Genomic DNA, 26,145 nt, shown 5'->3' on the forward strand with positions numbered 1-26,145 from the left:
GCAGGGCCTCGGTGACCTCGCCGTAGACATCCAGCTGGAGCTGGCCGGCGGCGCCGTTGCCGACCCGGACCGGGCGGGAGTCCTCGTAGCCGGGCAGCCGTCTTTGTAGGCTGCGAGGCCTATTGGCGGGAGAGCGCGAAGAAGGTTCCGGACTGGCGGTTGCCCCAGAGCAGCCAGAGCGCTGCGAGCTTGAGGGAGAGGGATACAGCCATGACTACCTGCTGGGCCGGGCCCGCTGCGGGTGCCAGCGATGCGACGGCGTTGAAGGCGGCGGACAGGATCAGCACGACGGTAACGCGGATCCGGCGGGACGGCCTGGGGGCGGTGATGACGTGGGCCAGCCACAGGAACAGGCCGGTAATGACCACGTGCACGGCCGCCGTGGAGTACAGCGCGTAGCGCTCGGCCTCGACGATGCCGTTGGTCTTCAGGAGGGAGGCGTAGAAGGGCGCGTCGGCGACCCAGCGGGCGAACGCCTCATGCTGGGTGAAGTAGCGGATGAGGAACAGCAGGAGCGCGATTGCGTCTATAGCGGCGAGAGCAAGTAGCAGTAAGCGTATCCGGGCGATGGGTCGGGGGATGGCCACGGCGGTGTCGGCTGGGTGCGGTGCGGTGGTGGGGCACATGGCTACGGGTTCCCGTCAGTTGTAAGGCGGATTGGCAGTCTGGCGTGGCCTTTGTGCTGGGCCCATGCCTGGTTCAGACGGTCGATCAGGGCGCGGGCCGCCCGGATGTCCTGCACGGGCCAGTCGGCGACCACCTCGGCGAACACGCGGGTGCCGGCGTCGAGAACGGCGTCCAGTGCATCGGCCGCACCCGGGGCGGCCTCAACCAGGAAGGTGCGGGCGTCTTCGGGATCATCCCTCGCGACGACTTGGCCTGCCGTTTCCAGGGCTGCCAGGTGACGGCTTACCGCCGAAGCGGTCATATGCAGGCTCGCGGCAATCTCACGGGGCCGCAGCGGTCCCTCGGCCGCAACGACTCCCAGCACCTGGATCCGGGTGAGGTCGACATGGCGGGAGATCTGTCGGTGGCCGGTGGTGATGAGCTCCATCGTCGACCACGCCAACTGGGCTACTTCATTTCGTTGCGGCACGAAATGATACTACCGCGGATCCAAGTGCGTGCAAACGCCGCGTGCCCGGCGCGGGGCCCTCCGGGTCGCCGCGTTGCTCATCCCGTGCGTCGTGGTGTGGTTCCTTTCCGGTGGTGCGAGGGGCGCGCGTGGGCCTCGCCCGTAGCCAGGACGCGGCCGACGTCGTGACGCGTCGCTGAGCGACGGTTCTTGGAACCGGCCGGGCGTCCCGGGCCAGGCTTGGACGGTTTTGGTGCGCTCGCTGGTGAGGGGCTCTTCGCGTGGAGGTTCCGGAACCCTCGGCGGACTCGGGCCACGGTGAGCTTGTGCTGTTCGGTCTTCTTCTCCCACGGCCGGCGGAGGCCGACTGCCAGGGGCCGGGCGAGGCGAAGCTGGGTGTGGGCGGCGATGATCAGCCACGTCCAGCGGTCGGCCGCCCGCGGGCTGCGCAATCGTGGCTTTGTCCAGCCGAGGGTCTGCTTGAACAGGCGAAACGTGTGCCCCAGGTCGAAGCGACGCAGGAACGCCTGCCCGCAGCGGTCAACATCCGCCGGAGACGCGTCGACGCGGGACCACCACAGCCAGACCGGCTTGTCGTCCCCGCCGGACGGCAGGTGCTCCACGTTCAGCCGGATGACGGTGCCCTCGATGATGGGCAGCGGTCCGTCATGGTCGAGCCATGCCGCTCGCTTCGTCAGCCGCGGATGCAGCCGGTCCCAGGCCCGCGTGGTCGCCTTGCCATAGCGAGGGGTGTCGGTCACGGTGACGGCTTGCTCAACACCCCAGGTGGCGGTGTCGCCGAAGATGAACTCGCTGCCGTGCTTGGGCGGTCGGCCGCCCTTGGGATGGTAAGCACGTGGCGGTGTCGGGCGGCGCAGAACGCGGTCGGAGCGCATCCGGCCCAGCACCTCGACCGGCAGGTTGCCCAGCAGGTAGGCGATGCGCGGGGCGTCGTATCCGGCGTCACGTACCACCAGGATGTCCGGGTCGGCGACGGTCCACTGGCCAGCTGCGACGAGCCGTTCGACGACGTCGCGGACCTGTGCGGCGGTAACGGCGGCGACATCTGCTCCGGGATTGAGTCGGATGGCGTCCAGGACGGCGGTCCAGGAGGTGCGGCCTGTCTCCAGGGCGGCCACCACCGAGTACGGCCGGCCCGGGATCATCTGGTGCTTGGCGTCGCCACGGCCGTAGGTGTGGCAGAAGGAGCGGTCCGGGCAGGTAGCGGTGTCCGGCCCCAGCCATGGCGACACGTCCACCGCCAGGACCAGACGTCCGTCCGCTGCCTTGGGCAGCGGCAGCCCGGCAAGGGCCCGGCGCAGCCGGGCGACGTCAATGCGGCCATGGTTGAGCCCGCCGTAGAGGGATCCGTGTCCGCGGCGGTGTTCTGGCGCGAGCGCCAGCTCAACCTGCGTCTTCACCGGGCCGTCCGCGCATAAGAGGGCGTCGGTCAGCTCGAACAGGGCATCTCCGCGTCCGTCCAGGCAGTCGTAGAAGCCCGCCCGGAAGCGTGACAGCGTCGCGAACGCCTCCCGCTTGTCGATCTGTTGCAGCACACTCATCTCCATGGCCCCGGTCGGAACTCGTGCGTCCTTGGCCGGAGCACAGGATCAGGCCGGGGCCGCCCGCAAGTCCGGCGAACACCCAGCTGAGCGACCAAGTTCGAGTCGCATTTCGCACCGGGACCTTAAACGCCAAGCTAGGGCGTGTCCGGTGGGTCGCTGGGAAGGGCCCCGCGAGTCGGGTTCGCGAGTTCGCCCCCAACTCTTGCGAGTGATTGCGTCAACTGTCCCACGATCGGAGGATTCACATGGATTGCACGTATCCGGCAGCAACCGTACCTGGAGGCTACCCATGTCATCACTGCCCCGGCTCGCCCGTGCCAGCAGCGTTATCGGATCACTCGGAATGGCGCTAGCCCTCGCAACTGCCGCCTCGGCGGCCCCTCTGAGCCCGTGCACTTTGCAGGTCGTGCATAGCGATGGCAGCGTCAGCTCGCGTCAGGTCGCCGTTGGGCAGTGTGTCAGGATCTCGGTGTTCACGGACATCACTCAGATCGTTGTAGGGAACGGCACGGGCCACGGCTCGCTGACCGCCTATCAGTTCCCCAACTGCACAGGCAACGTCGTCAGGCAGGGCCCGAGCCCCGTCTTCTTCAATCCGCCCGCCACCGTCGGCGCCGTCCGCATCGACTCCTGCCCCTGACATCGGAGGTCAGCCAGACGGATTGAAGGCGTGTCCGACGGACCGGTGCCGACCCACCGGACACGCCTTAGGGCCTGTCTTACTTGGACGACTTAAGGAGATGGCAAACGGCAAGGGGCGCCCTCCCGGCGCCCGCGGCTTCACCCGAGACCGAGTATTCGCCCGCCCCCGAGCCGGACTTCGAGGCGGCGTCGCCGTCCGCGGAGGTGGTGCCGTTCGAGGGCTTCGGCACCCGCGCCGAAGCTGAAAGCTGGATACGATCACGCTCGCGACCGCGAGACCGCGGCCGGACACCGGCGAGCAGGCACCGCCGGATTCCGCGCTGGCCACCAAGGAGGGCTGGCGCCGCTACGTCGAGCGCGCCACCGTCCCGCCGACGCTTCTGGGTCGCGAGGAAACGCCGGGAACTCCAAGGAACAGCCCCCGCCCTCCGCCCCCACGCCGGACGGATCGACAACGTCGCCGCAGCGGCCCGTCTCCGTCCCCCGGCACGTTGACGACGGTGCAGGGGCTGGGGCCGGGGGCAGCACCTCAGGTGGGTGTTCAGCCGGGCAGGACGGCTTCGATCGCTGCCGTGACCTCGCTGGCCTCCGGGTCCGTCTGCGGCGTGAAGCGCGCGGCGACGGTGCCGTCGGGGGCGATGAGGAACTTTTCGAAGTTCCAGCGCACGTCGCCGGTGTAGCCGTCGGCGTCGGGGGTGGTGACCAGCTCGTCGTAGAGGGGGTGGCGGGCTTGGCCGTTGACGTCGGTCTTCTGTGTCATGGGGAAGGTGGTGCCGTAGGTGGCGGAGCAGAAGGCGGCGATCTCCTCGGGGGTGCCGGGTTCCTGGCCCATGAACTGGTTGCAGGGCACGCCCAGGACGGTGAAGCCGCGCGGCGCGTAGCGCTGCTGGAGCCTTTCCAGGGCCGCGTACTGCGGGGTCAGTCCGCACCGGGAGGCGACGTTGACGATCAGTACGGCTGTGCCTTTGTACTGGGCGAGGTTGGCAGGGCCGCCGGTGAGGGCGTCGATCTGGACGTCGAAGACGGTCATGTCTCTCCTTATGTGTGAGGGGCCGGGTCAGTTGTGTGCGGCCGGTGCGTGGTCGGGCCGGCGTGGTTTCCGGGTGTCCGGGTGCGGCCGGGCGAGGGGGTTGTGGTTGATGAGGAGGGTGGCGGCCAGGGCGGCGAGGGTGAGGATGCCTGCGGCCCACCACAGGGCGGTGCTGTAGCCGTGGACGAGGGCCTTGGTGGCCTGGCCGGGGTGGGCGGTGAGGTAGGTGGTGGTGGAGGTGGCGGCGAGGGTGTTGAGCAGGGCGGTGCCGATGGCGCCGCCGATCTGCTGGGAGGTGTTGACCATGGCCGAGGCGATGCCGACGTCCTCGGGCCGGGCGCCGAGGGTGCCCAGGCTGAAGGCGGGCATGAGGGCGGTGCCCAGGCCCAGGCCGGTGACGAGCATGCCGGGCAGGACGACGGTCCAGTAGGAGCTGTCGGGGGTGATCCGGGTGAGGAGGAGCAGGCCGGCGGCGGCGATGAGGAAGCCGGGGCCCATCACGGCCCGGGCGGGCAGGCGCGGGGCGAGGCGGGGGCCGATCTGGGTGGAAGCGATCACCGAGGCGGCGGCGATCGGCAGGAACCCCGCACCGGTCTGTACCGGGCTGAGTCCCAGGACGGTCTGCAGGTAGTAGGTCAGGAACAGGTACATGCCGAAGTTGCCGATCACGGCCAGGCCCACCGCGAGATAGGCGCCGCCGCGGTTTCGGTCGGCCAGGACGCGCAGGGGCAGCAGCGGCGACGCCACCCGCCGTTGCAGGACCGCGAACACGGCCAGCAGGACCACCCCCGCGCCTACGGGAGCCAGCGTGCCGGCGGACGTCCAGCCGCCAAAGGAGGCGTGGGAGAGCCCGTAGACGAAGCCGATCAGGCCGCTGGAGGCGAGCAGGACTCCGGGCACGTCGAGCCGCGGGCGGGCCCGGTCCGGGTCCGGGGCCGGCACGGTGCGCAGGGCCCCGGCGGCGGCGACGGCACCGAAGAAGAGGTTGATCAGCAGGGTCCAGCGCCAGTTCAACGCCTGGGTGAGGACCCCGCCCAGCATCAGGCCGATGGCCGCGCCGCCGCCGGACAGGGCGCCGAAGACGCCGAACGCCTTGGCGCGTTCGGTGGTGTCGGTGAACATCACCGACATCAGCGACAGCACGGCGGGCACCAGCATGGCGCCGAAGATGCCCTGCAGAGCGCGGGCGCCGATCAGCATCCCGGTGTTCAGGGCGGCGCCGCCGAGGGCGGACGCGGCGGCGAAGCCGATGATGCCGGTCAAAAGGGCCCGCTTGTGTCCCCACAGGTCCGCGAGGCGGCCGCCGAGCAGCAGCAGCCCGCCGAAGGCGAGCGAGTAGGCGGTGATCACCCATTGGCGGGCGCCGTCGGTGAAGTGGAGATCGTGCTGGACCGAGGGCAGGGCGATGTTCATGACGGTGACGTCGAGGACGACCATCAGCTGGGCCAGGCAGATGAAGATCAGAGCCTTCCAGCGACCGGGATCTGCCGTGGAGGGCGGAGAGGAGGACATGAGGGCTTCCTTGCAAACCGGGGGAAGTGGTGCGGTGCCGTGTTCGGCCCGTCCACCGTCGCCGCCCCGGCCGTTGATTCCGAAGCCGTACGCTGGAATCCGAAAAGATCCATCATGAGAGAGCGGGTAGGCAATGGTTTCCGGCATCCTCGACGCGATCGATCAGCGCCTGGTGCAGGAACTCCAGCGGGACGGACGGGCCCCGTTCGCCCGTCTCGCCACTGCCGTCGGCGTCTCCGAACACACCGTCGCCCGCCGCTACCGGCGCCTGCACGCCATGGGCCTGCGCGTCATCGGCGTGCCCGGACGCCACCCCGCCGGAGCAACCCGGTGGCTGCTGCGCATCAGCTGCACCCCCGACGCCTCCACCAAGATCGCCGACGCGCTGGCCCGGCGCCCCGACACCGCCTGGGTCAGCATCGCCTCCGGCGGCACCGAGCTGCACTGCGCGTTCGCCACCCGCACCACCGGCGAACGCGACGCCCTGCTGCTGCACAAGCTCCCCCAGACCCCCCAGGTCGTCTCCGTCAGCGCGTACTGCCTGCTGCACGCCTTCGACGGCGCCTCCGACGCCTGGCACATCCCGGTCCCCGACACACAGGGAAACGAAGACCGGACCCACACGCCCCCGCCGCCGGCGCCCTCCGCGTCGGAGCCCGGGCTGGACACCGTGGACGAACAGCTCATGGCCGAACTGGCCAAGGACGGCCGCGCCACCGTCTCCGAACTCGCCCACGCCACAGGCCGCTCACCCGCCAGCATCACCCGGCGTCTGGACCACCTGCGCTCCACCGCGGCACTGCGCCTGGCCGTCGACTACCTGCCGGAACACCTCGGCTACGACATGCAGGTACGTTTCTGGCTGCGGGTGGCCCCCGGACAGCTCGGCACCGTCGGAACCGCCCTCGCCGCCCACCCGGAAATCCCCTTCGCGGCCGTCACCACCGGCAAATCCAACCTCATCGCGACCGGCCTGTTCCACGACACCGCCGAGCTGTACCAGTACCTGGACCACCGCATCGGAACCCTCCCCGGCGTCCAGTCCATCGAGACCACCCCCATCCTGCGAGAGGTCAAACGCCTCACCTACCTCACCGCCGCCCGATGAGCACGGCGTAGTGGATAGGCGCCCCCACATCACTGCGGTGTGGAGCCGTGGCGCGGTATCGGGCGGCCAGGCGATCGCGCGCCCCTGTCGGTCAGTTGGTGCTGTGCAGTGCCTGGCGGTCGGGTTCGGGGAGCCACCAGTCGTTGGCGGGCCGGCGGTGCCAGTGGTGGTCCTGGGCGTAGGTGTGGATGAGGTGGAGGGTGCGGTTGAGGGCGGGTGAGGTGGTGGTGGGGTTCCAGACGGCGTGCCAGGGGTAGAGCGGCACGGGGTCGGTCAGGGGGCGGGCGGTCAGACCGTCGGGGAGGTGGCCGGTGGTGGGGCCGAAGGCGGGGTAGCCGCGGGCGGCGACGGTGGCGTGGAGGGCGGCGCGGCCGTGGCCGCGGACGCGCAGTGCGACGCGGAGGCCGAAGGCGGTGAGGGCCTCGTCGATCCAGTCGCGCCATTCGGCGGCCTCGTCGGCGGTGTGGACGAGGAGCGGGTGGGCGGCGAGCGCGGCGAGTGGGACCTGGTCGTGGGCGGTGAGGGGGTGGCCGTCCGGGAGGATGACGCCGAGGGGTTCCAGGCGTACGGGCATGGTGGCCAGGGCGGCGGGCAGGGGGCGGCCGAGACCGTGGACGCGGCCGAAGGCCAGGTCGAGGTCGCCGGTGAGCAGGCGGGGCAGGGCGGCGGCCAGGCCCTGGCTCTGGAAGACCTCGAACGGCAGGCAGGGTGACTGGGCGCGCAGGTGCTGGACGAGGACGGAAGGGGTCAGGCCGTCGGTGAGGACGTCGATGCGCAGAGGTGTCTGGCTGCGGGTGACGTCGTCGATGAGGCGCTGGGCGTCGGCGAGCAGCCGCCGGCCCCGCTGGATGAAGATCTCGCCGGCCGGGGTGAGGGCGACGTGCCGGCGGTCGCGGGTGAACAGCGGGACCCCCAGGCGCTTTTCCAGCGTGGTGATCTGGGAGGAGAGGGTCTGCTGGGCGATGGTGAGCCTGGCGGCCGCCCGGCCGAAGTGGAGTTCGTCGGCGAGGGCGACGGCGTAGCGCACCTGGCGCAGATCGAGGTCCACCCGTTCACCGTAACAGCGGACGGCTGTCACGCGTCCGGGAAAGAGTGTTGGACCCGCCGCGGCAGGGGGCCGTTGACTGATAGGCGAAAGGCGCCAGATGCGACATGAACGAAGGTCTCATCCGGCATTCAATCGCTCTATCGAAGGTTAGGTGGCGAGCCTGATGAAGGCAGTGGTGATGGACTCCTACGGCACGCCCGATGTGCTGCGGGTGGCGGAGATTCCCGATCCGCAGGCCGCGGCGGGCCAGGTGCGGGTGCGGATCAAGGCGGCGGGGCTGAACCCGATCGACGCCAAGATCCGCCGCGGGGAGTTCGACGCCGTGTACGACATCTCCTTTCCCCAGCAGCTCGGCAACGAGTTCGCCGGCGTGGTGGACCAGGTCGGCGAGGAGGCGGACGGGTTCGCGGCCGGGGACGAGGTGATCGGCTTTGTCGACATGGCCGCGTACGCGCAGTACGTCGTGGTCCCGGCCGAGAACGTCACCCGCAAGCCGCAAGGGCTTGCCTGGGAGACGGCCGCCGTGACCGGCGCGGTCGGCCAGGCGGCGTACCACGCGCTGCGCACGCTCGGGGTGACGGCCGGGGAGACGGTGCTCGTCCACGGCGCGGCCGGCGGGGTGGGCGGCGTGGCGGTGCAGCTCGCCCGTGCCTGGGGCGCCACGGTGATCGGCACCGCGCGCGAGGACAACCACGACTACGTCCGCTCCCTCGGCGCCACCCCCGTCAGCTACGGCGAGGGCCTGGAGCGGCGGGTGCGGGCCCTGGCCCCCGAGGGCGTGGACGCCGCGCTGGACCTGACCGGGACCGAGGAAGCGATCACCGCCTCACTCGCCGTCACCCGCGACACCAAGCGCATCGTGACACTGGTCAGCCCGCCGCTCGCGCAGCGGTACGGCATCACCATGATGTTCGGCACCCGCTCCGCCGCGACCGTCGCCCAGGTCGCCGAACTGTCCGCCCGCGGCGAGCTGCGGCTGCCGGTCGCCCACCGCTACCCCCTCGCGGCAATCGCCGAGGCGCACCAGGCACTGGAGGCCGGCGGCCGGCGCGGCAAGCTCGTCCTCACCCTGGACTGAACCCCGCTGCGCGCCACGATCCGCCGGCGGGCCGGACACCGCCCCGCCGCCCCCTTCCACCCTCCTGCACAGCACGGCACGGGGTTGCCCGCGCCGGTGCCCCTCACCCATGGAGCCGACATGTACGCCAAGCACACCCAGGGCCGCATCGCGCGCCAGGCCCACACCACGGTGCCCGAGGGCACCTACGAGGAACACCACGCCCGCCAGGGATTCGAGGGCGAGGTCTCCCAGCTCTACCACGCACACCCCACCACCGACTGGCTTCGGGTCGAGGGCCCGATCCGGCCGCGCGGTATCCAGCTCACCGACGTCCCCGCCGCCGACGAGCACGACGAGCGCGCCCTGCCCACGGTACTGATGTTCAACCAGGACATCACCCTCGCGGTGTCCAAGCGCACCGCACCGATGCCGTACTACGTCCGCAACGCCGACGGCGACACCCTGCTGCTCACTCAGGCAGGCCACGGCACCCTCGTAACCGACTACGGCACGCTCGCGTACGGACCGCTGGAATACCTGGTCATCCCGAAGGGCACCAACTACCGCATCGTCCCCGCTTCCAACGAACTGCACGTGACCTATGTGATGGAGACCCGGGATCCCCTCACGCTGCCCGAGCGGGGTCCCCTGGGCCACTTCCTGCCCTTCGACCGGGGCGTCCTGGACGTCCCCCGCCTCGACGCCGGCCTTCCCGTCCCCTCCGCGCAGAACGCGGACGGCGAGTGGGAGGTCCTCGTCAAGCGCGGCGGTGAACTGTCGTCGATCTTCTACGCCTTCGACCCCGCCGACGTCCAGGGCTGGACGGGCAGCCTGGCGCCGTTCCGGCTCCGCCTGGCCGACATCCGCCCCCTCACTTCCGAGCGGCTGGACGTCCCGCCCATGACGCACGCCACCTTCCAGGCCGGGGACAACTGGATCGTCACCATGGCGCCGCGCCCGACCCAGACAGCACCGGACGCCGAACGCGCCCAGCCCTTCCACCGCAACGTCGACTACGACGAGGTCATCGTCCCCCTCGGCTCCCCCGACGCAGGCGGGGCCGGCCCCACGCCGGGGCTGGCGAGCATCACCCCGGCCGGCATGAACCACGGCCCCAACCAGGCCCGCATGGCCGCGCAGCGCGACCGGCTCCCGATCTACGTGTGGAACATCGACACCATCCGCCCCCTGCACTACACCGACGCCTTCGAAGCCGGCGAAACCCCCGACTTCGCCCGCCACGAAAGCTACCGCGGCTGACCCAGCCGCCACCCTCCCCGGCGTACCCAACCCACGCCCGCCCCTCGGGAGCGCCGACCCACCCGCCGGCCCCGGGGGCCCGCGGCCGTCCGGGACCCAGGAGCCCGCGGGGCGCCGCCTCACGAGGCGGTGGGGCGGGCCCGGTAGGCGGCGGACTTGGCCCGGGAGGAACAGCCGGCCGAGCAGAACCGGCACGAGCCGTTGCGGGCCAGCGGGGGATCGCCGCCTCATCCCCTCGAATCCAGTCACCTTCGAGAGCGGAACCGACAGCCCGCTACCAGCTCTCGGTGATGGAGGCCAAGATCCGGACCGTGCACGGACCAGCGGGACGCCGGCAACAGCTCCGTCCACCGTTTCAGCAGCTCAGCACCACCACGATCACTGCACCACCAGCAGACCAAGAACCTGCTGGTCTCCTACTCACCGAAGAAGCTGGGCTTCTTCTAACCAAACACGAGGCAGGCGCCTGACCTGGGCTTTTACCGGTCCGCCAGGCGCCTTCCGCTCGTACCGCGCAGACCAGGGACCTGTTTACGCCTTAACTCCCAGTCCCTCCCCCTGCTCTCCCGCTCCTGACCAGCCGTTCCGGACCAGTCGCGGACCAACTCCGACTCACCCCCGCAGGCGCCCCTCCCCGACTGGCGCGGTCCCAGGGCCGCTTGGCCAGACCGGAGACGGGTTCGGTGCGGGTCAGAGGTACTGGCGTACTTCCTTACCCGCGGACAGAGTTGCCGGCCTCGTTACGGAACAGCCGTCCGTCAGGCGCCACCCCGAACCGTTCGACGTGCGCACGGAGCATGCGCACGAACCCCGGCGGGCGCACCCTGGATGCGCGACAAACCGAATCCCCGAGGGGCTGACGCGACGTCAGTCATGGCTGTATGGCTGTATGGCTGTGCGGACCGTCGGTCCCGGTACCGGCGGCGTTCGCGCAATGCGGTGCGCTTTTCGGTCAGGGGGTCAGCTCGCGGGTGCGCTGTGCGGCCGCGCGGTGTTCAGTGGAGGTCAGTCCGCGGCAGCGCTTGAAGGCGACGCTGAGGGCGAAGGTGTTGGAGTAGCCGACCTGCCGGGCGATGGCGCCCACGGTGGCGTCGGTGTCGCGGAGCAGGTCGGCGGCCAGGGCGGTGCGCCAGGAGGCCAGGTAGGACATGGGAGGTTGACCGACGTGCTGGGTGAAGCGGCGCGCCAGTCCTGAGCGGGAGGCGCCGGCCTTGGCCGCGAGGGTCGCCACCGTCCACGGATGGGCGGGGTGCTCGTGCATCAGGCGGAGCGCCGCCGCCACGACGGGATCGTCCCCCGTGCGGTACCACGCGGGGGCCTGGTGGTGCGGGCGGTCGAACCAGGCGCGCAGCGTGGAGACGAGCAGCAGGTCCAGCAGGCGGTCCGGGACGGTCTGCTGGCCCGGCCGGTCGCGGCGGAGTTCCGTGGCGACGAGGGCGAGCAGCGTGGGGTCGCTGTCTTCCTCGGGCACGACGAGGACAGCCGGCAGGGCGTCCAGCAGCCGGTCACTGATGCCGGTGCGGCCCTCGTAGGCGCCGCTGATCAGGGAGACCGAACCGGCGTCGCCGACACCGCAGGTGCGCGGGTCGGTCCCGGGCTCGCCGCCGGCGGTGGCGCGGGTGGTGCTGGCGCAGTAGTCCGCGCTGGTGATGGTGTGCCGGGGCGGTACGGCCGGGTTCTCCGCGACGGTGTAGGGGGCGGGGCCGCGCAGCACGGCGATATCGCCGGCGTCGAGGTGGAACGGCTCGCCGTGGGCGGGCGTGATCCAGACGTGGCCGTCGAGTGCGGCGGCCAGGGTGAGCTGGGCGCCGCTGGCAAAGCGTAGGGACAGCTGCGGGCTCATAACCGTCCGGGTGAAGACGGCACCGCGGGCGCGTACCCCGTCCAGCAGATTCGCTAACGTGTCCACCCCTCCACGGTAGACGGCCGGACATCGATCCGGGCGTCTGAGCCATGGTTACCGTGCCTTCGGGGAGCTTTAGTTGCCATATGACTGAGCATCCGATTCTGATCACCGGTGGTACGGGCAAGGTCGGCGGGCGGGCCGCGGCTCAACTGCGGGCCAAGGGCGTGGCGGTCCGTGTGGGGTCGCGTTCCGGCGAGCCGCGGTTCGACTGGGAGGACGAGAGCACCTGGGACGCCGCCCTGGCGGGCGTTCAGAAGGTCTTCCTGGTACCGCACGACGGTGCCCTGCTGACCCGCCCGTTCGTGCGACGCGCCAAGGAGCTGGGCGTCGAGCGGGTCGTCCTGCTCTCCGGCCGCGGCGCGGACGTCCCTGGTTACGCCAGTGAGGACGGCATCGCCGGCAAGACCCATATCGACGGTGAGGACGCCGTCCGCACCAGCGGCCTGGACTTCACCGTCGTGCGCCCCGCCTGGTTCGCCCAGAACTTCAGCGAGGGCTTCTTCCGCGACGCTGTCCTGGCCGGTGAACTGCGCCTGCCCGCCGGGGACGGCGCGGCCGGCTTCGTCGACGCCGAGGACATCGCCGCCGTCGCCGTCGCCGCCCTGACCGAGGACACCCACTCGGGCCGGACCTACGAGCTGTCCGGCCCCAGCGCGCTGACCCTCACCGAGGTCGTGGAGCTGATTTCGCAGGCCACCGGCCGTACCGTCCGCTATGTCTCCCTCTCCGAGGAGGACTTCATCGCCGAACTCGTCGCCGAGGGCTGGCCCAAGGCCGACGCCCAGGACTACGCCGACTCCATCGGCCCGATCCGCCGCAATATGGACAGCCACCTCTCCGACGGCGTCCAGACCGCCCTGGGCCGCCCGCCCCGCCCCTTCAGCCAGTTCGTCACCGAGGCCGGGGCCGCCGGCGCCTGGCGCGAAGCCGAGTAACGACGTGACGGCGTGACAGCGCGTGGTGGGCCTCGGTTTCGCGGGGGCGATCGCCGCCCGCGAGCTGCGGGTGAAGGGGCTCAACCCCCTTCTGCTGGAGGCCCGCGGCCGGATCGGCGGCCGCACCTGGACCGATACCTTCGCCAACCAGCCGGTGGAGATGGGCGGGCAGTTCATCGACGAGTCGCAGCCGCTGATCACCACCGAGCTGAAGCGCTACAACATCGCCACCGCGACGGGCCTGGCCCCGGCCAAGGCGATCATGCCGTCCCCGAAGGGCCCCGCGCCGTTCTCCCTCGCCGACCTCCAGACCCGGCAGGGAGCCTTGCTGGAGCGGCTCTTCGACGGATCGCAGAGGTACTTCCCGGACCCCAACAACCCGCTCGCGCGCGCCGATCTGCTCCGCGAGATCGACACCCTCACGGTGCGCCGGCGCCTGGACCAGCTCAAGCTCGGGGCCGACGACGAGAGCTGGCTCAGCGGCATCACCGCCGGGCAGTCCGGCGGATCGAGCACCTACGGTGCCTACTCCTCGCCGGCCCAGTGGTGGTCGTCTTCGGTCACAGAAACTGAGCCAGAGCCCGTTTCCCCGTACCGAGCCAGCCCCCCGTCCTGGCACGTCAGGGCATGCCTGTTCGGACATCCGTGAGGTGTGCGTAGGCGTGCTGGGCCCGGGGTGTCTGGCCGTGGACCAGGTGGAATGCGGCCTCACCCATCAGCCGGGCCGCCGTGGTGTCCGACCCCATGGCCCGGGCGCCGGATGCCGCGAGGCACGCGGCGGCGCTGCGCAGTGCCAGGTCGACGACGGCCGCGCGGGTCGCGAGCCGTTCCTCGATCGCTTCGTGAGCCGGTCGCGTGTCGATCAGACCGTACGCGTGACCGCGAAGCCGGTCGGCAAGGAGCGTCGCGTGGTCGGCCCAGCCCTTGAACGCCTCGTACCGGCCGAGGTACCGGGTGGTCGCCCGCAGATGGCCGAACACGGCGGGGTGGGTGTTGGCGTTGTGGTGGAGGTAGGTGTTCAGCCAGTCCTCGTGCCGGGCCGTGCTCACGACCTGGTCCCGTGTGACGGCCACGCTGTGAAGGTCCACGGCCACCGCGTGGGTGGCCGCCATGCTCCACAGGGTGTGCCGGTGCACCGCCTGGGGCGCGTCCAGGTCCTCGGACGGGAGCAGGGCGAACAGGACGCGGTCGTCGGGGGCGACCGCGCCGACCAGGACGACGTCGGCCAGCCCCCAGCCGGTGAGCCAGGGGATGCGGCCGTTCAGCGTCCAGCCGCCGTACCGGCCGGGTGTGGCGGTGATGGCGGGCGGGCCGGGGCGGGCGAGGTGGGAGATCGCGTGGCCGCTGAGCGTCCGGCCGGTGAGCAGGGGGGTGAGCCAGCGGTCGCGGAGGATCCGGTTGTCGCTGGCGGCGACTGCTCTGACGGGCTGGTGATGTTGGGCGTAGACGAACCAGGTGGCGCCGTCGGCCGCCGAGACGATCTCAGTGGCGCGCCGGAGCAGAGCCGGGTTCCGGGTCGCCAGGCCGAGGGCACCGGACGCGCCGAGGGCGTCCAGGTGGCTGCGGGGGACCCCGTCCCGTGCGGTCCGGTCGGCGCTGGGGCTCAGCAGCTCGTCGGCGACACGAGACGTCTCGGACAGCACCTCGGCGTCGGAAGGCCGAGGTGCGGGGGAGCCGACCATCAAGCGGCTGCCGCGCCGGCCAGCGCGGTGAACTTCTCCCCAAGGGGCCTGATGATGTTGCGTTCGACCTCGTAGTAGCTGGTCAGCTCCGTCATTGGGGCGCGGCGCAGGTGCCAGCGGCCGGTGAGGTTGCAGCCGATGTCGCGGCCGGCGAACGTGCCGGTGGCCCAGCCGTCCTTCTCGTCGTCCAGGGTGCGTTCGACGCGGAAGTAGTTGAACAGGCTGTTGACGGTGGTGCGGACGGTCTCGTGCGGGTCTTCCGGGCGGGCGTCCGCGACGCCGAACCAGCATTCGGGCCCGTCGGCGTCCTTGACGTAGGCGTCGTTGAATCCCAGCCACGGCCAGACGAAGGCGATGAGGCCGGCCTTGTCGGTGGGACAGTCGTCGGCCGGACAGTCCGCCGGGATGCGCTCGGGGTCGATGTAGAAACGGCCGAGCCAGGTGGGCAGCCAGAGGTAGAAGGGGTAGGAGCTGTTGTCGGAGAGCAGGTAGCTGTTGGCGTTGGAGTGCAGTTCGTTTCCGGCCACGGGCGTGAGGCGAACGCCGTACTCCGGTATCGCGAAGCGAACGTTGATGACCTCGTAGAAGGCGCGGATGTCCCGGAAGTATTCGGACAGCGCGTCATAGGCGGAAGGCGCTTGGGCGAGTACGTCGGGCCTGAAGATCACACAGTCTCCCGTTGTCGCGACGGTCGCTTGATTCGTTCACCCGATGTTCCATGTCGGGGGTGGAGCGGTAAAGAGTGAGACATCTGATTGGCTCGAACCGGCGGGGTGCGCATGGGCGGGGTGGTCGTGATCGGCGCGGGTGTGGGTGGGTGTTACACCGCCTTCCGGCTGGCCGTGGGCTCGCGGGAGGTGACGCTGTACGCGAGCGGGCACCGGGTGGGCGGCCGGATCTGGTCCGTCCCAGTGCGCGGTGGGGGGTGGGCGGAACTGGGTGCCATGCGCTTGAACACGGAAGCCGCTCCGGTGATGGCGCTGCTGAAACACCTGGGGCTGGCCGGCGCGCTGGTCCCCTTCTCTTTCGGACGGCCGGAAAATGTGGTGCGGACGCGCGGCGTATTACTGAGACAGCGGGATTTCGCCCATCCGACTCGCATTCCGTACCGATTGGGAAAACGGGAACGGGGATCGAATGCGGACGAACTGACGCTTCTGGCCGTCGAGTCGGTGGTGCCGGGATTCGGACGGCTGCGGGAGGAGTACCACCGGGCGGTTCGGGAGGGCCGGGACGCTGACGCGGCGTCGGTGCGAGCCCGCTATCGGTCCGCACACGGGGCGGCGCTGGTCCAGGGCGAACCCTTGGTGGAGGTCTCCTGGCCGCGGGTCCTCGCGTCGGCGCTGAGCCCCGAGGCGTTACGGCTCGTCGCCGACACCGACGGGTACGACCTGCACCCGGGTGGCGCGGCGGCCTGGATCGACGTGCTGTTCCGGACACCGCCGCGGGCCCGGTACGTCACGCTCTCCTGCGGCATGGAGGCTCTCCCCAGGGCTCTGCACACCCGGTTCGAGGAAGCCGGGGGCCGTACGCGCCGGGGCCGCCGGCTGTGCCGGATCGACCGTGCGGGCGGGACCGGCGGAACCTACGAGCTGACCTTCGCCGTCGAGGACCAGGCCGGCCGGGACACCGGCCGACGTGAGCGAGTCCGGGCCCGGACGGTGGTGCTGGCGCTGCCGCAAGGCGCCCTGCGGCGCATCGAGACCGGGCCCGGGGTGTTCGGACCCTCCTGGGCCGAGGACCTGGAAGCCGTCGAGCCGGTGCGCGCCGCGAAACTGTTCCTCGCGTACGACGAGCCGTGGTGGCGCGCGTGCGGCCTGCGAGCCGGGCGCAGCACCACCGATCTGGGGCTCCGGCAGGTGTGGTACGAACCAGGAGGGGCGTCGAGGCTGCTGCTGGCCGCGTACCCCACCGGTCCGTCCGCATCGCTCTGGGACCGCTTCGGAACAGGCCCCGCACTGGGCGAGCCGGCGAGCGGAGCCATGTTCGACGGCGGCCCGCCCGCCACCGCCGCGGCCGTCGCCCACGCACACCGGCTGCTGTGCCGCATGCACGGAGTACAGGCTCCGCCGCCGGTGGCGGCCTGTTGGCAGGACTGGGGGCGCCACCCCCACTCGGGAGCCTGGCACGTGTGGCGGACCGGGCGGGACACCGAGCGGGTCGCGGCGCGCATGCGGGCCCCCTCACCCGGAGGTTCCCTGCACGTGGTCAGCGACTGCTGGACCGAGGACCCCGGTTCGGTACCCGGCGCGCTCGGCTGCGCCGAGCAGGTTCTGCAGGCGCACCTCGGCCTGTCCCCGCCGCCCTGGTCCTCATGACCCCCGCGCGCTCACCGCTGCCCAAGGCTCCGATCGAGTCCTCGCCACAGGAGTACAGATGACCGCTCCCCTTCCCCTCGTCGAACCCGACATCGCGAAGCTCCTCGACCACCTGGCCGCCCAGCCCGCACTCGCCCGCAGACTGGGCGGCGTCCGGGAAGAGTGGTGCGCCCGGGAGATCGGCGACGGCAACGTCAACCTGGTGTTCGCCGTCCGCGGCCCGGCCGGGGCCGTCTGCGTCAAGCAGGCTCCCCCGTACGTGCGGGCGGCCGGACCGAGCTGGCCGCTGACGCCGCAACGGGTCATGTTCGAACATCGCGCGCTGGTCGAGCACCGGCGCCACGCCGCCCCGTACGTCCCGGAGCCCCTGCACGTCGACGCCGCCGGACACCTCCTCACCGTGGAGTACTTGGAAGGGCACACGGTCATGCGGACCGGCCTGACGGCCGGTGCCTGTTACCCGTACTTCGCCGGTCAGGCCGCCCGCTACCTTGCCCATACGCTCTTCTTCACCTCGGACCTCGCCCTGCCGGCCAGGCGCAAGCGGGAGTTGGCGTCGCACTTCGAGGCCAACACGGCCATGTGCCAGATCATGGAGGACATGGTCTTCACCGAGATCCTCCTGCCGCATCCCCGCAACCGGTGGACCAGTCCGGAGCTCGACGCGGACGTGAAGGAACTCCAGCAGGACATCGAGCTGAAACTCGCCGTGTCCCGGCTGAAGTCCCGCTACCTCACCTCCCGCGAGGCACTCCTGCACGGAGACCTGCACACCGGTTCGATCATGGTGTCCGGGCCCGGGTCCGGGACCGGGACCGGGACCGAACCGTCCATCGGCGTGATCGACCAGGAGTTCGCCTGCTACGGGCCCATGGGCTTCGACATCGGAACCCTCCTGGCCCACCTCCTCATCGCGTACTTCGCGGCCGGCACACACGGACCCGACCGGTCGGAGCAGCAGAACTGGCTGCTGTCCGCCGTGGAACAGCTCTGGGACGACTTCCGGGAACACTTCATCCGGCTGTGGCGCGACCACGCGGACGGGGACGCCTATCCCGCCGCCCTCTTCGCCGGGGAAGCGGCGGGAGCGCTGGAGGCGGAACGGCAGCGCCACCTCGACGAGTTGTTCACGGAATCACTGGGCTTCTGCGGCGCGGAGATCATCCGGCGGATCGTCGGTTTCGCCCGGCCCGCCGACTTCACCACCCTGACGGACACCACCGTCCGCGCGGAAGCGGAGCGTCGAGCCCTGGCACTGGCGCGTTCCCTGGTGACGGCCCCGGCCGCTTACCGCACCGCCGCCGACCTCACGACGGCCGCCCGCAACGGTTGACGACCAGCGCCGTGTCCGGCCCCGCACCGGCTCACCGGAATCCGCGGATGGCCGGACACGGCGAGCGCCACCCCTCGACTCCGAGCGTTCGCGGGCACGCCCAGCGGGCAGGACCGGACACTTGAGGGGTTCCAGGGAGAGGCGGCACCCGGCATGAACGCATCGGCATACCGGGAAGTGTCTGGGGGCCTTCGATGCACTGCTGGAGTTCGGCGATCCGGCCGGTGATGCAGCGGGCGTAGGTGGAGAGCAGGACGGGAACGCTGTTGCCGGCCCATCGGCGACCTGGGCGGGCGGCATGCCGTTGCTGAGCCACGTCGTGCGGCGGTGTGGCGGACGTCGTACACGCGCTCGCCGACGGGGCGATGGCCGCACCCGCTGGGTGGCGTGCGGCCGGTCCTGGGACGCGGTGGCCATTTCCCCGATATCGCACGGCCTGGACGCGCTGGTCGCCATGCGGGTGGGCTCGCGCCGTGGCTACCCGGTGCTCGCCGACCACCTGCGCGACCGGTTGTACGTCCTGGTGCCGCCGGGCACCGGCCACGTGGCCGCCGGCCTCCCCGGCGTGCGCGTCCTCGGCGACGGCGTCCAGCTCCTGATGCCCGTCCGCCGGTACGGCAGCCCGGCGGCGCACTGGGTCAGCCCGCCGCGCCAGAGCACTCCGCCGCTGATCCGGCCCGACCGACTCACCCACCATCTGCGAGTCCTGGCTCGCGGCCCCAGGAGGCGGACACCTCATGACCCACCATCTTCGGTACGACCCGGAGGGGCGTCTCGCGGCCCGGCTTCCCAGCGACGCCGGCCGTCGGCTGTTCGCCCGGCGCCTCCCCGTGGGCTCGGGCGACGAGGGGAGTCCCAGGCGGCCGCTCCTGCACCGAACGCCGCAGGGGACCGCATGCCTGCTTGCACCCCGCTGCCCTGTTGGGCCTGACCTCGGATGCCGCGCCCCAAGCGGTGCTGTGCCCGCGGCGCCTCCGCCTGGTCCTCGAAGGCTGTCGTCGTTGCCGGGAGCGCCCTCCATGGCGATCCGTAACGGCGGCGCGGGGTCGTCGGCTCCTCGTTCCGCCCCGGAAGGCCCGCGTACGAGGAGCCTGGTGGGCCGCTCGCCGGGCGAATCGATCATGACATGAGCCTTATTCGAGGCGGGCCTTGGCGGTCTTCGGCGCTCCCGCCGCGTACCGCGTGCCTTCCGCGGTGGCCCGGGCGTCTTGGTCAGGTGTCGCGGTGGGTTCCGGGCGGGAGGGGTTCCTCGGACGGTCCCGGACCGGTCTGCTCACTTTTCGTGCGGTCGTGCGGAATGCGGCCGGCGCGTCGCGCGCGGAAGGCGTGCCCGACGGCCGTTCGCGGCGCCGCGTTCCGCAGCTCGCGCAGGCCGGGATGGCGACGGCGCAACTCACGCTCCAGACGCCAGTGCAGCGTGAGCCAGGCGGCCGCGCAGCCGTGGCAGGCGCCGCCGAGCCGGACGGTGACGACGCCGTCGCGCACGCCGAGCAGTTCGATGCTGCCGCCGTGGGAGCGGGCGAAGGCGCCCACCGGTCCGGCGAGCAGGTCCCGGGCCGCGGCCGCCAGCAGGTCGTCGTCTCCGGGGCGGTCGGGGCGGTCTGCCGGCGCCCAACCGGTCGGATCGGCAAGGGCGTTGTGGAGCGCGGTGCGGACCCGGGCTCCGTCGCCGGACCAGCTGCGGCCCTCGCCGAGGCGGGTGACGACGGCCGTGGGCTCCGCGGTGACCTCGGCGAGGGTGCCGTCGTCCAGGAGGGCGGCCAGCGGCGCGGGCACCCCGGCGAGCGGGCCGGTGACGGTGAGGAGGCCAGGGGGCACGATCCAGCGCAGGCGGTCGGGGTGGTCGGGGACACGCTGGGGGTGGAGGGGGATCATCGGCGTCGCTCACCCGACCAGCAGCCCGGTGACGGTCTTCGCCGCGTACGCCATCAGCCAGGCCAGCCCCGTCAGGTAGGCGAAGGCGATCACCGGCCACCTCCATGTGCCGGTCTCCCGGCGGATGACCGCCACGGTGGCCATGCACTGGAGCGCGTACGCGAAGTAGACCAGCAGGGCGGCGAGCACGGGCGGCGTGAAGACCTTCTGGCCGGTGTGCGGCCCCTCGGAGTGGGTCATGGCGCGCAGCGCCCGGGCCGGGTCCTCGGGGTCCCCGGCGGCGGCCACCTGTCCGAGGGTGGCGACGAAGGTCTCCCGTGCCGACTGGGCGGACAGCACACCGACGTTGACCCGCCAGTCGAAGCCCAGCGGCTCGAAGACGGGACCGACCAGGCGGCCCAGGCCGGCGGCGTAGCTGTGGTCGACCGTGTACGCGGTCACGGCCACCGGATCCGCGGTATCGACGCCGGCCGCCCGCATCTGGGCGGCCGAGTGCAACGGCAGGTTCAGCAGCAGCCACAGGGCGATGCTGGTGCCCAGGATGACGGTGGTGCACTTGCGCATGAAGGCGCGTGCGGCCGACCACATCGCCAACAGCACCGCGCGCGGCGCGGGCAGCCGGTAGGGCGGCATCTCCATGGAGAACGGAAGGACCCGGCCCTGGCGATCGCCGAGCTTCTTGAACACCCAGGCGGCCAGCATCGCCGAGACGGCCCCGAGCAGATAGAGGCCGAACATCACCAGGCCCTGGGCGCCGAAGGGACCCACCGTGGCGGACGGGTCGACCAGCAGGCCGATGAGCAGCACGTAGACCGGTAGCCGGGCGGAGCAGGTCATCAGCGGCGCCGCCATCATCGTCGCGATGCGGTCGCGGCTGGAGGGGAGCGTACGGGTGGCCATGATGCCGGGGATCGCGCAGGCGAAGGACGACAGCAGCGCCACGAAGGCCCGCCCCTCCAGGCCGGCGCGGGCCATCACCCGGTCCATCAGGAACGCGGCCCGCGACATGTAGCCGACGCCTTCGAGCAGGGCGACGAGCAGGAAGAGCAACAGGATCTGCGGGACGAAGACCAGCACGCTGCCGACGCCGCCGAGGAGGGCATCGCCGAGCAGCCCGCACAGCCAGGGACTGTCGACGTGCCGGTCGACCAGGCCCGACAGCCATCCGAACCCCGCCTCCACCCAGTCCTGCAACGGAGCGGCCAGGGTGAAGACGGTCTGGAAGAACAGCGCCATCACCGCGAAGAAGACCACCGTGCCCCACACGGGGTGCAGCAGGACGGCGTCAACGCGCTGGGTGGCGCGGTGCCGCTCGGGCGCCCGGTAGGCGGCGAAGGAGAGGACCGACTCCGCCCAGGCGTCCCGCTCGCCCGGCTCGGTGGGCGGCGCCAGTGCCGGGGTCGGCCAGTCCCGCCACGCGGCGAGTTGCTTGCGCAGCTCGTCGATGCCCTGCCCGCGGTGGGCGATCACCGCGAGCACCGGCACGCCGAGGGCCTGGGCGAACGCGTCGATGTCGAGGCGGCCCTGGCGCCGGGCCAGTTCGTCGGTGAAGGTGACGACGACGCAGGACGGCAGCCCGCGCGCCAGCACCTCCGCGACGAGCGCGAGCGACCGGCGCAGCGTGGTGGCGTCCACCACGGCCAGCAGCGCGTGCGGCCGGTCCTCGCCCTCCAGACGGCCGTCGAGCACGTCCACGGCGACCTGCTCGTCCGGGCTGATCGGCGCCAGGCTGTAGGAGCCCGGCAGGTCCTCGATCAGCACGGTGTGCCCCTCGGCCCGGCAGGTGCCCACGGACCGGGTGACGGTCACTCCGGGGTAGTTGCCGGTCTTGGCGTTCAGACCGGTCAAGCCGTTGAAGAGGCTGCTCTTGCCCGAGTTGGGACTGCCGACCAGGGCGATCCGCGGCGTGCCGGTCGCCCGCCGGTGCTCCGTGCCGACGCCATGGCAGCCCGCGCTCATCGGACTGCCCCGGTGGTCCGGATGCGGGCGGCCTGCGCCCGGCGCAGGCACACCTCGTAGTCCTTGACCCGGTACACGACCGGATCGCGCAGCGGCGCCCGGCGTACCACCTCCACCACCGTTCCGGGCGTGAAGCCGAGGTCGTGCAGCCGACGGGTGATCTCCGGCTCACCGTCCACCACGACCTCGACGACGGTGGCCCGACTCCCGGGCTCCAGCTCGTCCAGGGCGAACCCAACGTCCTCCCGTACGGCAGTCGACAGCCCGCCCGTCGCTACGGATTCCACGTCACCGCCGCGCACCCGCGCCTCCATGAACTCGCGCCGGACCCAGGTGGCCGGCAACCAACAGATCAAAGTAAGGCTAGCCTTACTGGAAGTCGTCGGTTGAGGGTCTTTCGGCCCGCGCGGGCAGGGCCCTCGCCCCCACTCCCCTGACCACAGGAATGCCTGTCGGGCCGGCCGGACGCTCCCTCTCCGCACCCCCTGCGCGACGAGTCCCGAGCAGCACCGCCCGGCCCTCACGGAGCCGGCCGCGCACGAGAGCATGAGCGGCCCGTGGTGGGCCCGGGAGCCGGGCCGCAGCCACCACAGGGCTGCGGCGGCAGGACCACGCCTCGGCCCACCAGCTCCCGTTCGGGCGGGGCACGGGTGCCGGCTTCCCATGGCGGGGCCGCAGCAGACTGCCGGTGCGTACGCCGTCCAGGTCGCCGCCGGGCGCCTCGGCCTCTTACGGTGTTCGGCCGCGGCACGCCGCGTTGTCTACCTCGGCTAGGGCATGGGGCTGAGGTTGCCTTCGAGGGCGGTCTGGATGATCTGGGGCCGGTCCCAGAGGGCCAGGAGTTCGTTGGCGATCGCCACGATGGGCAGGGGGTCCTGGTTACCGTGCACCGTGATGGCGGCGGCCGAGAGGCTGCGTGGGACGGCTCCGGCACGGAGGAGAGCACGCCACTCCTCCGGGCCGAGCTCCAGGAACTCAAGGCCGGTGAGCTCGGCGATCTCCAGAGGGTCGGCGAGCGTGCCGGGGTAGGCGGCAAGGGTCCGCAGACGGGGCAGTTCGGCGACCGGGGCGAGGCTGAGCGGCGCACCGTCCCACACGCCGATGGACAGCACCTCCAAGCCGGGGTGGGCGGCGGCGTCGACGCTTGGCAGGCTCCGGATGTTGACGCGGGCCACGGCAGGTGGCTGGTCTCCGACCGATCCGCCCCCTCGCTTACTGGGCTGGTTCAGCACCAGGTCGGTGAGCGAGTCGGCGACCAAGGTGGCGCCGGTATTCTCCTCGTGACTGATCATCACGATTTGCCCTATATGTCCACGCGGGCCGGGGGTCAGATCGACCGCCAGCAGGTCGCCACCGCCGTTGGTCCCGAAAGCGATCCAGCCGGGTGAGCCGACCAGACCCTGCACCGCCGCGTCGGGCGGTGTGACGACCGCTTCCTTCGCCGCGAACTCCCAACGACAATGACGTGCCGACGCGTCGGCGACGTACAGGCCGTCCAACGCGAAGAGCTCGCAGCCGACCGCCATGGACTGGCGTTCCGCCGCTTCGTAGTCGTCGCCGCAGTCCTCCCACCGCGCCCGTGTCACCCGGTAGAGCGCCTTGAGCTCGTCGGGCAGGGGGACGCCGAGGCGCGCTTCCGCAGCGGTGATCTCCGCCTCCGTCGCGCCGATGGCGTCGGGCAACCGCTCACGGAGCGTCCGCTCCAGCAGTTCCTGATCCGCCGAAGGGGCCGGCACCGCCCAGGGCACCGGATCGGGAAGACGGCGCCAGGGCTCGGGCAGAGCGCCCTCGACCAGGAGGAGTGCCCCCGGGTGCGGGGTGCCGATGCCGGGTTCCACAGCGGGGCTGGGCCCGAGCAGGCGGAGTTCGACCTTCCCGGCCGGCGAGATCTCCGCCGTGAACGAGATGTCGTCGACGCCGGCGTCCGTGAGCGCGCGCTGCACCCGCGTCACCGCGTCGAACTCGTCTCGCATGTCCTCGTCCTGGGCGGCCCGACCGGGCGGCGGCAGCCGTCGCCGCAGGGGCAGGCTCCAGCCGTGCCGGCCGATGCGTCCCGCCACGCGGACAGAGGGGCCGGCGGCCTGCCCCTCTGGGGCGCCGGCCCGCAGGAGCCGTAGCACGGGTTCCCAGGTTGCGAAGTCGTGCAGGGAGGGCAAGGGGGGCCTCTGATCATCCATACGCAGACCGTACGCGGGACCACTGACACCGAAGCGTTCACCGGCGGCGGCCGGCTGTCAGGGAGTCCGCGGCGCATGCGGCCGGCTCTGCCCCACCGGCCTTCGGCCGCACCCGGGTCAGGGTGCGACCGTGCCGGCGCGGTCCTCGGACCGCGCCCGCCCGGGATGCACCGCCTTCCGGCTCACGACAGCATGTGGACCTTGTACTGCATGAACCGGTAGTTCCACGGGTCGTACCACTGGCTGACGACGATGTGGAAGTTGCCGAACGTCGAACCGGGGACGACGAAGCCGCCGTACGGACTGGCGACGAGGTTGCCCACCTCCTGCCCCGGTGCGCCAGGCACGATCATGGTCTGCTCCAGCGTCCTGGTCAGGTCCGACGTCGGGAGGGGGAAGACCATCGCCCGGATCGACAACGGGTTCATGTTCAGCCAGGTGAGCACGTACTTGCCGTCCATGGCCCGGAAGCAGATCTCGCCCCATTTGCGGGTGCCGAAGACGGTGGTCGGGGGCGCGCCCCACCGCCAGCCGCCGTCGGCGTAGCCCCACGGCTCGTAGGCGTCCGGATCGCCGAGGCTCTCCTTGCGCACCCGGTGCAGCAGCATGCCCGACTCGACCTCGCGGTTGAAGACCGAGGACAACACGTAGCAGTAGCCGTCGTCGGCCACCGCGTAGGTCTTCTGCTGGAACTGGCCGCCGTGCAGGTCGCCCGGCCACTGGCACAGGTATTGCCAGGTCTCGCCGTTGTCGGTGGATCGCCAGAAGTCGGTGTGGTGGGTGTCGTAGATGACACCGCGCATGAGGTGCATGTACATCACGCCGTCGACGACGAACACGTCCGAGGGGATCGCCGTGGTGGCCTTGTCACCGACGGGTGTGTGCGGTTCGTCGACCAGGCTGTTGGCGTGGCCCCCGCCGACGCTGCCGTCGATGCGCAGGTTGGCCAGGTCCGCGCTGCTGGAGCGCAGACCGACCGGGGCGCGCCAGTCGTCGGCGGGTTCGCCGGGCCGCGGTACGTGGTCGCCGTTGAAGGTGTCACCGCCGACGAACAGCATGGTGCCGTTCGGACACCGCACGGGGATGCCGAGGTCGGTCCACGGCGAGGCGAACGGGCCGGTCTCGGCCGGGCCGCTCAGGTTCTTCACCTTGTACGCGATCGTCGGACTGGACGGGTCGTTCGGCCCGCCCGCCCTCGCGATCCCGGCGGTCGAACCGATGACTCCCGCCCCCACGGCGGCGCCGATACCCATCTTCAGGAGCTTGCGGCGGGAGTGCCCGCCGGCCGTCGAGTGCTCGTCCTGCTCGTCCACTGGACGTGTCATTGTGTCGATGCCTTTCCGAGCCGACCCAGTTCTACGAGGAGACGCCCTCGGTGCCGCCGGCCAGGGCGAGGGCACCCGAGCACGCACCTCGTCGGGAGGCCCGACCGTAAGGGCGGCCGATGAAATGGCGATGACCTGGCGTGAGCTGCCTGATGCGACCGGGCGCTGATGTCTGTCGCGCCGCCGATCGCTCCCTGCGCCCGCGGGCTGGACTTCCACCTCCGGCTCAGAAAGCTCGCCGGCCTCCATCGCTCCCTTAGCCGGCCGGGACCGACGTCATGGCGCTGGCCGCCGCATGCCGCGAGCGGGTGGGCCCGGACGCGCTACGCGAAGGC

At 71.4% G+C, this 26,145-nt stretch carries 23 protein-coding genes and 1 pseudogene; 8 read left to right on the top strand and 16 right to left on the bottom strand.

Translation table 11 applies throughout. The annotated features are described in order from the left end of the window. The 4 genes and pseudogenes from ADL22_RS36770 to ADL22_RS00015 all read right to left on the bottom strand — a co-directional run. Window positions 1-97: pseudogene (locus tag ADL22_RS36770) on the bottom strand (glycoside hydrolase family 15 protein); the annotation flags it as partial. Between the two features lie 22 nt (window positions 98-119). Further along, entirely contained in the window at window positions 120-626 is a 507-nt protein-coding gene (locus ADL22_RS00005; protein WP_066972197.1) for a hypothetical protein, read from the bottom strand. A 2-nt stretch (window positions 627-628) separates the two neighbouring features. Continuing rightward, a complete protein-coding gene (locus ADL22_RS00010; protein ID WP_066972199.1) occupies window positions 629-1,054 on the bottom strand; it encodes a MarR family winged helix-turn-helix transcriptional regulator in 426 nt (141 codons plus the stop codon). 119 nt (window positions 1,055-1,173) lie between these two features. After that, on the bottom strand, window positions 1,174-2,637 hold the full coding sequence (locus ADL22_RS00015) for an NF041680 family putative transposase (protein WP_066972798.1): 1,464 nt from the start codon (window positions 2,635-2,637) through the stop codon (window positions 1,174-1,176). Window positions 2,638-3,109: 472 nt separating this feature from the next. On the opposite strand from ADL22_RS00015, the gene ADL22_RS35110 reads away from it, so the two are divergent. Then, the gene (locus ADL22_RS35110; protein WP_159048558.1) at window positions 3,110-3,280 is read left to right on the top strand and encodes a hypothetical protein; all 171 of its coding nucleotides are present in this window, start codon (window positions 3,110-3,112) and stop codon (window positions 3,278-3,280) included. A 543-nt stretch (window positions 3,281-3,823) separates the two neighbouring features. Here the strand turns inward: ADL22_RS35110 and ADL22_RS00025 are convergent. Both ADL22_RS00025 and ADL22_RS00030 read right to left on the bottom strand, forming a co-directional pair. After that, window positions 3,824-4,312 carry a glutathione peroxidase gene (locus ADL22_RS00025; protein WP_066972205.1) on the bottom strand — a complete coding sequence of 163 codons (489 nt, stop codon included), beginning with the start codon at window positions 4,310-4,312 and terminating at the stop codon, window positions 3,824-3,826. Between the two features lie 27 nt (window positions 4,313-4,339). After that, entirely contained in the window at window positions 4,340-5,824 is a 1,485-nt protein-coding gene (locus ADL22_RS00030) for an MFS transporter (protein WP_066972208.1), read from the bottom strand. A gap of 133 nt (window positions 5,825-5,957) precedes the next feature. Between ADL22_RS00030 and ADL22_RS00035 the strand changes: the two genes are divergently transcribed. After that, complete coding sequence (locus tag ADL22_RS00035) at window positions 5,958-6,932, top strand: Lrp/AsnC family transcriptional regulator (protein WP_066972211.1); 975 nt, start codon at window positions 5,958-5,960, stop codon at window positions 6,930-6,932. Window positions 6,933-7,023: 91 nt separating this feature from the next. Here the strand turns inward: ADL22_RS00035 and ADL22_RS00040 are convergent, their stop codons facing one another. After that, window positions 7,024-7,980 carry a LysR family transcriptional regulator gene (locus tag ADL22_RS00040; protein WP_066972214.1) on the bottom strand — a complete coding sequence of 319 codons (957 nt, stop codon included), beginning with the start codon at window positions 7,978-7,980 and terminating at the stop codon, window positions 7,024-7,026. Window positions 7,981-8,143: 163 nt separating this feature from the next. Here ADL22_RS00040 and ADL22_RS00045 point away from each other — a divergent pair, with 163 nt between their 5' ends. Further along, window positions 8,144-9,058 (top strand): NADP-dependent oxidoreductase, encoded by a 915-nt coding sequence (locus tag ADL22_RS00045; RefSeq protein WP_066972217.1) that lies wholly within the window; start codon window positions 8,144-8,146, stop codon window positions 9,056-9,058. Window positions 9,059-9,178: 120 nt separating this feature from the next. Continuing rightward, on the top strand, window positions 9,179-10,300 hold the full coding sequence (locus ADL22_RS00050) for a homogentisate 1,2-dioxygenase (protein ID WP_066972224.1): 1,122 nt from the start codon (window positions 9,179-9,181) through the stop codon (window positions 10,298-10,300). Between the two features lie 119 nt (window positions 10,301-10,419). Here the strand turns inward: ADL22_RS00050 and ADL22_RS36910 are convergent, their stop codons facing one another. Both ADL22_RS36910 and ADL22_RS00055 read right to left on the bottom strand, forming a co-directional pair. Continuing rightward, window positions 10,420-10,512, bottom strand: a complete 93-nt coding sequence (locus tag ADL22_RS36910) for a CGNR zinc finger domain-containing protein (RefSeq protein WP_107116187.1) — start codon at window positions 10,510-10,512, stop codon at window positions 10,420-10,422. Between the two features lie 740 nt (window positions 10,513-11,252). After that, the gene (locus tag ADL22_RS00055; protein WP_066972226.1) at window positions 11,253-12,209 is read right to left on the bottom strand and encodes an AraC family transcriptional regulator; all 957 of its coding nucleotides are present in this window, start codon (window positions 12,207-12,209) and stop codon (window positions 11,253-11,255) included. An 80-nt stretch (window positions 12,210-12,289) separates the two neighbouring features. Here ADL22_RS00055 and ADL22_RS00060 point away from each other — a divergent pair, with 80 nt between their 5' ends. Together ADL22_RS00060 and ADL22_RS00065 are read left to right on the top strand one after the other, a co-directional pair. After that, window positions 12,290-13,141: an NmrA family NAD(P)-binding protein gene (locus ADL22_RS00060; RefSeq protein ID WP_066972229.1), complete on the top strand. Its 852-nt coding sequence runs from the start codon at window positions 12,290-12,292 to the stop codon at window positions 13,139-13,141. 22 nt (window positions 13,142-13,163) lie between these two features. Then, on the top strand, window positions 13,164-13,790 hold the full coding sequence (locus ADL22_RS00065) for an FAD-dependent oxidoreductase (protein WP_066972232.1): 627 nt from the start codon (window positions 13,164-13,166) through the stop codon (window positions 13,788-13,790). Here ADL22_RS00065 and ADL22_RS00070 read toward each other — a convergent pair. Then, entirely contained in the window at window positions 13,762-14,784 is a 1,023-nt protein-coding gene (locus ADL22_RS00070) for an acyl-CoA dehydrogenase family protein (RefSeq protein ID WP_066972235.1), read from the bottom strand. The two genes, ADL22_RS00065 and ADL22_RS00070, sit on opposite strands and share 29 nt — an antisense overlap. Before the next feature lie 38 nt (window positions 14,785-14,822). Next, a complete protein-coding gene (locus ADL22_RS00075) occupies window positions 14,823-15,491 on the bottom strand; it encodes a hypothetical protein (RefSeq protein ID WP_066972237.1) in 669 nt (222 codons plus the stop codon). 111 nt (window positions 15,492-15,602) lie between these two features. Here ADL22_RS00075 and ADL22_RS00080 point away from each other — a divergent pair, with 111 nt between their 5' ends. Both ADL22_RS00080 and mtnK read left to right on the top strand, forming a co-directional pair. Next, window positions 15,603-17,141, top strand: a complete 1,539-nt coding sequence (locus ADL22_RS00080) for a flavin monoamine oxidase family protein (protein ID WP_079063726.1) — start codon at window positions 15,603-15,605, stop codon at window positions 17,139-17,141. Between the two features lie 58 nt (window positions 17,142-17,199). Beyond that, entirely contained in the window at window positions 17,200-18,474 is a 1,275-nt protein-coding gene (mtnK, locus tag ADL22_RS00085; protein ID WP_066972243.1) for an S-methyl-5-thioribose kinase, read from the top strand. A 1,212-nt stretch (window positions 18,475-19,686) separates the two neighbouring features. Here the strand turns inward: mtnK and ADL22_RS00090 are convergent. From ADL22_RS00090 to ADL22_RS00110, 5 genes are all read right to left on the bottom strand, one after another. Then, the gene (locus ADL22_RS00090) at window positions 19,687-20,349 is read right to left on the bottom strand and encodes a NifU family protein (protein WP_066972246.1); all 663 of its coding nucleotides are present in this window, start codon (window positions 20,347-20,349) and stop codon (window positions 19,687-19,689) included. A gap of 9 nt (window positions 20,350-20,358) precedes the next feature. After that, window positions 20,359-22,308, bottom strand: coding sequence for a ferrous iron transporter B (feoB, locus tag ADL22_RS00095; protein WP_066972249.1), 1,950 nt, complete (start codon window positions 22,306-22,308; stop codon window positions 20,359-20,361). Continuing rightward, on the bottom strand, window positions 22,305-22,652 hold the full coding sequence (locus tag ADL22_RS00100; protein WP_199836178.1) for a FeoA family protein: 348 nt from the start codon (window positions 22,650-22,652) through the stop codon (window positions 22,305-22,307). Before ADL22_RS00100 ends, feoB begins: the two co-directional genes overlap by 4 nt. A gap of 426 nt (window positions 22,653-23,078) precedes the next feature. Further along, window positions 23,079-24,464 (bottom strand): SMI1/KNR4 family protein, encoded by a 1,386-nt coding sequence (locus ADL22_RS00105; RefSeq protein ID WP_066972802.1) that lies wholly within the window; start codon window positions 24,462-24,464, stop codon window positions 23,079-23,081. 203 nt (window positions 24,465-24,667) lie between these two features. Further along, window positions 24,668-25,810 (bottom strand): DUF4185 domain-containing protein, encoded by a 1,143-nt coding sequence (locus ADL22_RS00110; protein ID WP_066972252.1) that lies wholly within the window; start codon window positions 25,808-25,810, stop codon window positions 24,668-24,670. Between the last annotated feature and the right edge of the window lie 335 nt (window positions 25,811-26,145).

Origin of the sequence: Streptomyces sp. NRRL F-4489 (assembly GCF_001509485.1) — a bacterium.
Taxonomy (GTDB): domain Bacteria; phylum Actinomycetota; class Actinomycetes; order Streptomycetales; family Streptomycetaceae; genus Streptomyces.

Coding starts and splice junctions, on each gene's coding strand:
- ADL22_RS00035 (WP_066972211.1), top strand. CDS start 5,958: ATGGTTTCCGGCATCCTCGACGCGATCGATCAGCGCCTGGTGCAGGAA.
- ADL22_RS00025 (WP_066972205.1), bottom strand. CDS start 4,312: ATGACCGTCTTCGACGTCCAGATCGACGCCCTCACCGGCGGCCCTGCC.
- ADL22_RS00010 (WP_066972199.1), bottom strand. CDS start 1,054: ATGGAGCTCATCACCACCGGCCACCGACAGATCTCCCGCCATGTCGAC.
- ADL22_RS00030 (WP_066972208.1), bottom strand. CDS start 5,824: ATGTCCTCCTCTCCGCCCTCCACGGCAGATCCCGGTCGCTGGAAGGCT.
- ADL22_RS00110 (WP_066972252.1), bottom strand. CDS start 25,810: ATGACACGTCCAGTGGACGAGCAGGACGAGCACTCGACGGCCGGCGGG.
- ADL22_RS00050 (WP_066972224.1), top strand. CDS start 9,179: ATGTACGCCAAGCACACCCAGGGCCGCATCGCGCGCCAGGCCCACACC.
- feoB (WP_066972249.1), bottom strand. CDS start 22,308: ATGAGCGCGGGCTGCCATGGCGTCGGCACGGAGCACCGGCGGGCGACC.
- ADL22_RS00060 (WP_066972229.1), top strand. CDS start 12,290: ATGACTGAGCATCCGATTCTGATCACCGGTGGTACGGGCAAGGTCGGC.
- ADL22_RS00090 (WP_066972246.1), bottom strand. CDS start 20,349: ATGATCCCCCTCCACCCCCAGCGTGTCCCCGACCACCCCGACCGCCTG.
- ADL22_RS00015 (WP_066972798.1), bottom strand. CDS start 2,637: ATGAGTGTGCTGCAACAGATCGACAAGCGGGAGGCGTTCGCGACGCTG.
- mtnK (WP_066972243.1), top strand. CDS start 17,200: ATGACCGCTCCCCTTCCCCTCGTCGAACCCGACATCGCGAAGCTCCTC.
- ADL22_RS00045 (WP_066972217.1), top strand. CDS start 8,144: ATGAAGGCAGTGGTGATGGACTCCTACGGCACGCCCGATGTGCTGCGG.
- ADL22_RS00005 (WP_066972197.1), bottom strand. CDS start 626: ATGTGCCCCACCACCGCACCGCACCCAGCCGACACCGCCGTGGCCATC.
- ADL22_RS00080 (WP_079063726.1), top strand. CDS start 15,603: ATGGGCGGGGTGGTCGTGATCGGCGCGGGTGTGGGTGGGTGTTACACC.